Below are 5392 nucleotides of genomic sequence, written 5' to 3'. Positions count from 1 at the left end.
TGGCGGCTACAGCGAGGTCAATAAGGTGGTGTCGCTGTATGACTGGCAGTGGAAGCGAATCGGGCAGTTTTCGGTGTCAAAAACAACATTAATCAGGAGGTCAAATGGTCTATGCGTAGCCTAAGAGATTGTGAGTCTCAGCCGCATCGTTCGCGCAGCGTCTCCGCAGGAGAAGCGGTATCGACTCACCCGCTTTCCTCCCCCACCTGTTCCGAGGTGGGGGAGTCCCGCGGCTCTTTTGTTGAAAACCAACTAGGCAGTTGTCGCCGCGCCCCAACTTGAGGGACTTACATACTCCTCCAAACTAAGGGTACGCTTCCGGAGAAAGCGTTGCAAGCCTGAACCCCACGCTTCAGGCCAACCGTCCCTTTGACTTGTGCGGCCTCGTTTTTTCCGTGCGGCACTGGCCTTCCTTTGCAACCATAGGTAGGTGATATCATGACACAAACAGCAGAACGCGACTTGCGCTTAGACCTGCTCAACAGTTTGCTCACTACCCCCCACCGCAAGCTGGAGGAAGTCGCCGACTTACATAAAAGCATCCTCGAACTCGACCCCATTTTCTACGGACATTTGGCGGTGTGGTATCAAACCAACGGGGATGTGCGAGATCACAAAGAGGTCTTTTTGGGCAACTTGCTCACCTCTGGGTTAACGGAACACCGAGATGCGGGGTTTATGTTGTTGCAGACGTTCCCCCCTTACCAAGTGGCCCGGGTGGTGGACTTTATGAAACAGCATAAAGATAAAATGCCCCGTTCGGCCCGGACGGCAGTGCGGCGATACTTGCAAGGGCGAGAAGCTCAAGGGGAACGCTTTGACCGGGCGGCCTTACGGGCCCGCAAGGCACTCAAGCACCTCTATGCCACCTTACACATTAAACCTGGTGCGCGGGCAGATGCCATCTTGTTCAAGGATACTCCCCCAGAAGATAGCTTGGCTTATACGCTCAAGCAAATTGCCAAGGCGGACACTCCCGCAGAACAGGCAAAACTGATTGTGGCGGCGAAGATTCCCTATACTATTGCTATTGGTACGGTGAACCAAGTCACTCCGGTGGTTTTGGTGGCTCTCATTAACGCCATGACTCCCCAAGAGGTCATTAATAACCTCAACTCCCTGAAACAGCGCGGGGCTATGGATAATGTTCAAGTGAAGGCGTTAATTGATGAGAAGCTGGAGGCCGCCAAGGGGGATAAGCGGGTGTCTGCGCTGAAAGGGAAGGTGGCGGCCCAAGCGGCCCAGTTAGACGCGGAGACGACGGCCAAGTTAGACCAAGTGATGGATGCCCAGGTGGCCAAACGGGGGGCGATTAAAAAGCCTACTGCGTTGCTGGTGGATAAGTCGGGGTCTATGAATCAAGCGATTACAGTAGGCCGACAGCTTGCGGCGTTGATTTCTGGGGTAACGGTGGCGGACTTGGTTGTCTATGCCTTCGACACCATGCCCTATCCGGTGAAAGCTAATGGCAGCAAGCTGAGTGACTGGGATCAGGCATTTCAGAATATTCGGGCTGGCGGGGGAACGAGTATTGGTTGTGCGGTGGAGGTGATGCGGACTCGCAAGCAGGTGGTGGAACAGTTTATTCTTGTCACTGATGAGGGGGATAATACTGCACCCTATTTCAGCACTGCTTATCAAAATTACTGCAAGACGTTGAATGTTCAGCCTAATGTGGTGATTGTGAAGGTGGGGTATGCGTCGGACTTCGTGGAACGTCAGTTACGACAGCACCAAGCGCAGGTAGATACGTTTTTGTTTAAGGGCGATTACTATGCGTTACCGAATTTGATTCCTTTGTTGTCTCGTCCATCTCGTCTGGAGTTGTTGATGGAGATTCTGGAAACGCCGTTACCGGAGCGTGTGGATTAGGGTAAGCCGTCAGCTTAAAATGCTTTCCTCGCTTGTTGGCCAATGGCCATTGGTCACAAGTGAAAGTGAGACACTCTCTTGTCAAGAGAGAGGGGGGAGATAGGGAAGATAGGGGAGATAGAATAGAGATTATTGTAAGGATTGCTCAATTCTGATTTTTCTCTCCTAACTTCTTCTTCCCGACGCTCCTAAACTTTTTTTATCCTACCAATAAATTTTCTTCTGGATATTGAATTTGGGTGGGATGGGGATCACCGTAAATTGCTGCAATAAAGACTAATATTCCTACTCTGCCGACAAACATGGTAAAGATTAAAATGAGTTGTCCGAATGCGGATAAATCGGCGGTGATTCCGGTTGAGAGTCCTACGGTGGCAAAGGCGGAAATGACTTCAAAAAAGAGGTCGAGAAAGTCAAAGTTTCCGGTTTCAATGATGGATAGTAAGGTGGTTATAATGATCATCATCATGCCTGATCCGAAAACGACGGCAATGGCTTTTAATATTAAAGAATTGGGGATTTTGCGGCTATACATGAGGACTTGTTCATTTCCCTGTAATGTGGAGCGTGTACAGTTAATTAAAATGCGTATAGTGGTGGTTTTTATGCCTCCTCCTGTCCCACTGGGACTTGCTCCAATGGCCATTAAACCTAGGGCAATAAATAGGGTTGCATCGTTCATTTTACCAAAGTCTAAGGTGTTAAACCCTGCTGTTCGGGTGGTGACAGATTGAAACCAAGCGGCTAATATTTTTTGAGGTAAGGGTAAATTATGTAAGGTGTTGGGATTCGAGTATTCTGTGAATAAAAATGCGACTGTTCCTAATGCGAGTAAAACGAGGGTTGTACTTAAAACGACTTTAAAGTTTAAGGATACGGTGAAGCGACGTTGCCAGAAGAATTTACTGGCAAACCAGAGATACATTTCAATGATAACTTGATAACCAATACCTCCAAAAATGATTAAGGCACAAATAACTGAGTTGATAAACCAAATCCCTTGATAGCGGGTTAAACTGTCGGAAAATAAACTAAATCCGGCGTTGTTCCATGCGCTAATGGTGTGAAAGATTGCTACCCATAATCCTTGGTTAAAACCATATTCATTAATGAAGGGACGGACTAATAATAGTATTCCCATTATTTCAAAGATTAAGGTGGTGGCAATGACTGATTTGATTAAGTTTTGACTGCCTAATAAAAAGGGACGATCAAAGGATTCTTGAATGGCTACTTTTTGCCGGAGGTCGAATTTCCGACGCACTAAAGAGACTAAAAAGGTGGTGGTGGTCATGTATCCTAATCCACCAATTTGAATGAGTAATAAAATAAAGAGTTCTCCTAAGAAGGAAAAGTGGGTTCCGGTATCAACAACAATTAACCCTGTTACACAAACCGCAGAGGTGGCTGTAAACAAGGCAACAATTGGATTGTTCCACATTCCAGCACTGGTGGAAATAGGGAGCGTTAATAAAATTGTGCCAATGAGAATAACGGTTAAAAAACCGAGACAAATGGTGCGAGCAATAGTCATGAAACTTGAAAGTTTGGGTTTGATCCTGCGAGTCCTCACAGTTGAGAATAGTCTGAAAATAGCATATTGTTGGGAACGCTTCAGCCGAGGAAATTGATCTCTTTATACTTGACAAAATCAAAAAAATGTGCAGCGAGTTGAGGAGGGAAGACGGTTGGGGAAGTGTCCTCAAGTATGGGGGGAAAGGGGAGGGACGGGAATTACTGGAAAGTCTGATGAGTGAAGGGGTGTGGACTGGTTAGGGGGGGTGGTGTCCTGCTGTTTGAGGATGCGATCGCAAAAACCGTCCTTCCTACTCCGAGGTATCCAGACCTCCCTCCGTAGAGTCCCATAACAGACAACTAGGGAGACTCTACCATGTTGAATCGTCAATTTTTCTGCCGACTAATTTGTATTACCCTCCTCCTTAATGGAGGGAGTTTACTGGTGGCCAACCTCCACAACAACCCCCAAGATATGGGAAAACAAGAACGCTTCCTCAACCTGCAACCCCCCATCAAAGCAGGATTATTCATCAAAGTGCGACAGTGGGAGAATTAGGTGAAAATTTCTGTCAATTCCGTAGCGACAGAGAGGAGGATAACTGCGTTAAGATCAGGCTTTATTCTGGGTTTACCAAAAACGTTCCTATGGAAACACCAAAACAACCCAAACATATTGTTCTCACCTCCCATCCTCGTCCTTCCCAACGTCAAACCTTTCCCATCCGTTGGGGAGAGATGGACCCTAACAAACGCAACCCTGTGATTGGTACGTTAGCTCAACAAGACCATCGTAATGTGATTGGGACGCATTCTGGGTCTTATTCGGTGTATCGTGCCTTAGCGGTGGCCAGTGGGTCACTACAAGCGGATCACCGTGCTGATCTTACCCATACTAACCCAGTAGTGAACATTGGCCCCCATGGTAGTTGGGGAGATGGGGATAAAATTGTCTCTCTTGACCCCTTTGGTGCGGTGGTGGATGAGGTGTTTGCGGACTATTATCCCCAAGGATATGATATTCGCCCCACTATTGCCATTACCAAGGCCAAAATTTATTTACCTGAACTGAATGAGGCTATCAGTCAAGGGCGACTTCAGGTGGATGGTACAATTCTCAAGGATAATGGGAGTTTAGCGGTTACAAAAGTGGCCATTGATCCGGTTTGGTATCTTCCTGGAATTGCCAAACGCATTGGGGTAGAAGAAGGAGTCCTCCGACGCACGTTATTTCAACAGACGGGGGGAATGTTCCCGGAATTGGTGACTCGTCCTGATTTTCATGTGTTTCTCCCTCCCATTGGGGGGATGACGGTGTATATTTTAGGGGAAATTGAGGCGATTACTGATCCCCAGAAACCCCTTGCTGTGCGGGTTCATGATGAATGTAATGGGTCTGATGTGTTTGGGTCGGATATTTGCACCTGTCGGCCTTATTTGGTGCATGGGATTGAGGTGTGTGTGCAAACGGCCCAAGAGGGGGGTGCAGGGGTAATTGTGTATAACCGTAAGGAGGGGCGTGCGTTGGGGGAAGTGACCAAGTTTTTGGTGTATAATGCCCGCAAGCGACAGGAAGGGGGCGATCGCGCAACCGCCTATTTCACCCGCACCGAATGTGTGGCCGGAGTCCAGGATATGCGGTTTCAGGAGTTAATGCCGGATGTGCTACATTGGCTAGGAATAACCCGCATTGACCGTTTTGTGTCCATGAGTAATCTGAAATATGATGCTGTGACTCAGACGGGAATTGAAATTGTCGAACGAGTCTCTATCCCTGAAGATTATATCCCCGAAGATGCCAGAGTCGAGATCGCAGCTAAAAAAGCGGCTGGCTATTATAGTGAAGCTGAGAGTCCTAGTGAGGAAGAATTAGCCGATATTACTGGCCGACATTTACAGGATTATTGAAAGGAATAGGGAATAGGGAATAGGGAACAGGAAACAGGGAACAGGGAACAGTAACCAGTAACCAGTGGTTACTCCCCATCTCCCCCGACTCCCGACT

5 protein-coding genes are annotated in these 5392 nt (G+C 47.8%); 4 read left to right on the top strand and 1 reads right to left on the bottom strand.

Annotated elements, in window-relative coordinates:
• Positions 1–111: 111 nt before the first annotated feature.
• Positions 112–282 (top strand): hypothetical protein, encoded by a 171-nt coding sequence (locus PN462_RS00625; protein ID WP_272125882.1) that lies wholly within the window; start codon positions 112–114, stop codon positions 280–282.
• A 156-nt stretch (positions 283–438) separates the two neighbouring features.
• Positions 439–1872: a vWA domain-containing protein gene (locus PN462_RS00620; RefSeq protein ID WP_272125881.1), complete on the top strand. Its 1434-nt coding sequence runs from the start codon at positions 439–441 to the stop codon at positions 1870–1872.
• 199 nt (positions 1873–2071) lie between these two features.
• Here the strand turns inward: PN462_RS00620 and PN462_RS00615 are convergent, their stop codons facing one another.
• Positions 2072–3406: a TrkH family potassium uptake protein gene (locus tag PN462_RS00615; protein WP_272125880.1), complete on the bottom strand. Its 1335-nt coding sequence runs from the start codon at positions 3404–3406 to the stop codon at positions 2072–2074.
• A 357-nt stretch (positions 3407–3763) separates the two neighbouring features.
• Between PN462_RS00615 and PN462_RS00610 the strand changes: the two genes are divergently transcribed.
• Positions 3764–3946, top strand: a complete 183-nt coding sequence (locus tag PN462_RS00610) for a hypothetical protein (protein ID WP_272125879.1) — start codon at positions 3764–3766, stop codon at positions 3944–3946.
• An 89-nt stretch (positions 3947–4035) separates the two neighbouring features.
• On the top strand, positions 4036–5295 hold the full coding sequence (locus tag PN462_RS00605) for a GTP cyclohydrolase II (RefSeq protein WP_272125878.1): 1260 nt from the start codon (positions 4036–4038) through the stop codon (positions 5293–5295).
• Positions 5296–5392: the final 97 nt, after the last annotated feature.

This window comes from Spirulina sp. CS-785/01 (assembly GCF_028330525.1).
Taxonomy (GTDB): domain Bacteria; phylum Cyanobacteriota; class Cyanobacteriia; order Cyanobacteriales; family Spirulinaceae; genus JAQMSD01.
The sequence above is the reverse complement of the archived record's forward strand: the minus strand, read 5'-3'. Positions and strand labels throughout refer to the sequence as shown.

Excerpts from the sequence above, each read along its gene's own strand:
- PN462_RS00620 (WP_272125881.1), top strand. The coding sequence starts at position 439 with ATGACACAAACAGCAGAACGCGACTTGCGCTTAGACCTGCTCAACAGT.
- PN462_RS00610 (WP_272125879.1), top strand. The coding sequence starts at position 3,764 with ATGTTGAATCGTCAATTTTTCTGCCGACTAATTTGTATTACCCTCCTC.
- PN462_RS00615 (WP_272125880.1), bottom strand. The coding sequence starts at position 3,406 with ATGACTATTGCTCGCACCATTTGTCTCGGTTTTTTAACCGTTATTCTC.
- PN462_RS00625 (WP_272125882.1), top strand. The coding sequence starts at position 112 with ATGCGTAGCCTAAGAGATTGTGAGTCTCAGCCGCATCGTTCGCGCAGC.
- PN462_RS00605 (WP_272125878.1), top strand. The coding sequence starts at position 4,036 with ATGGAAACACCAAAACAACCCAAACATATTGTTCTCACCTCCCATCCT.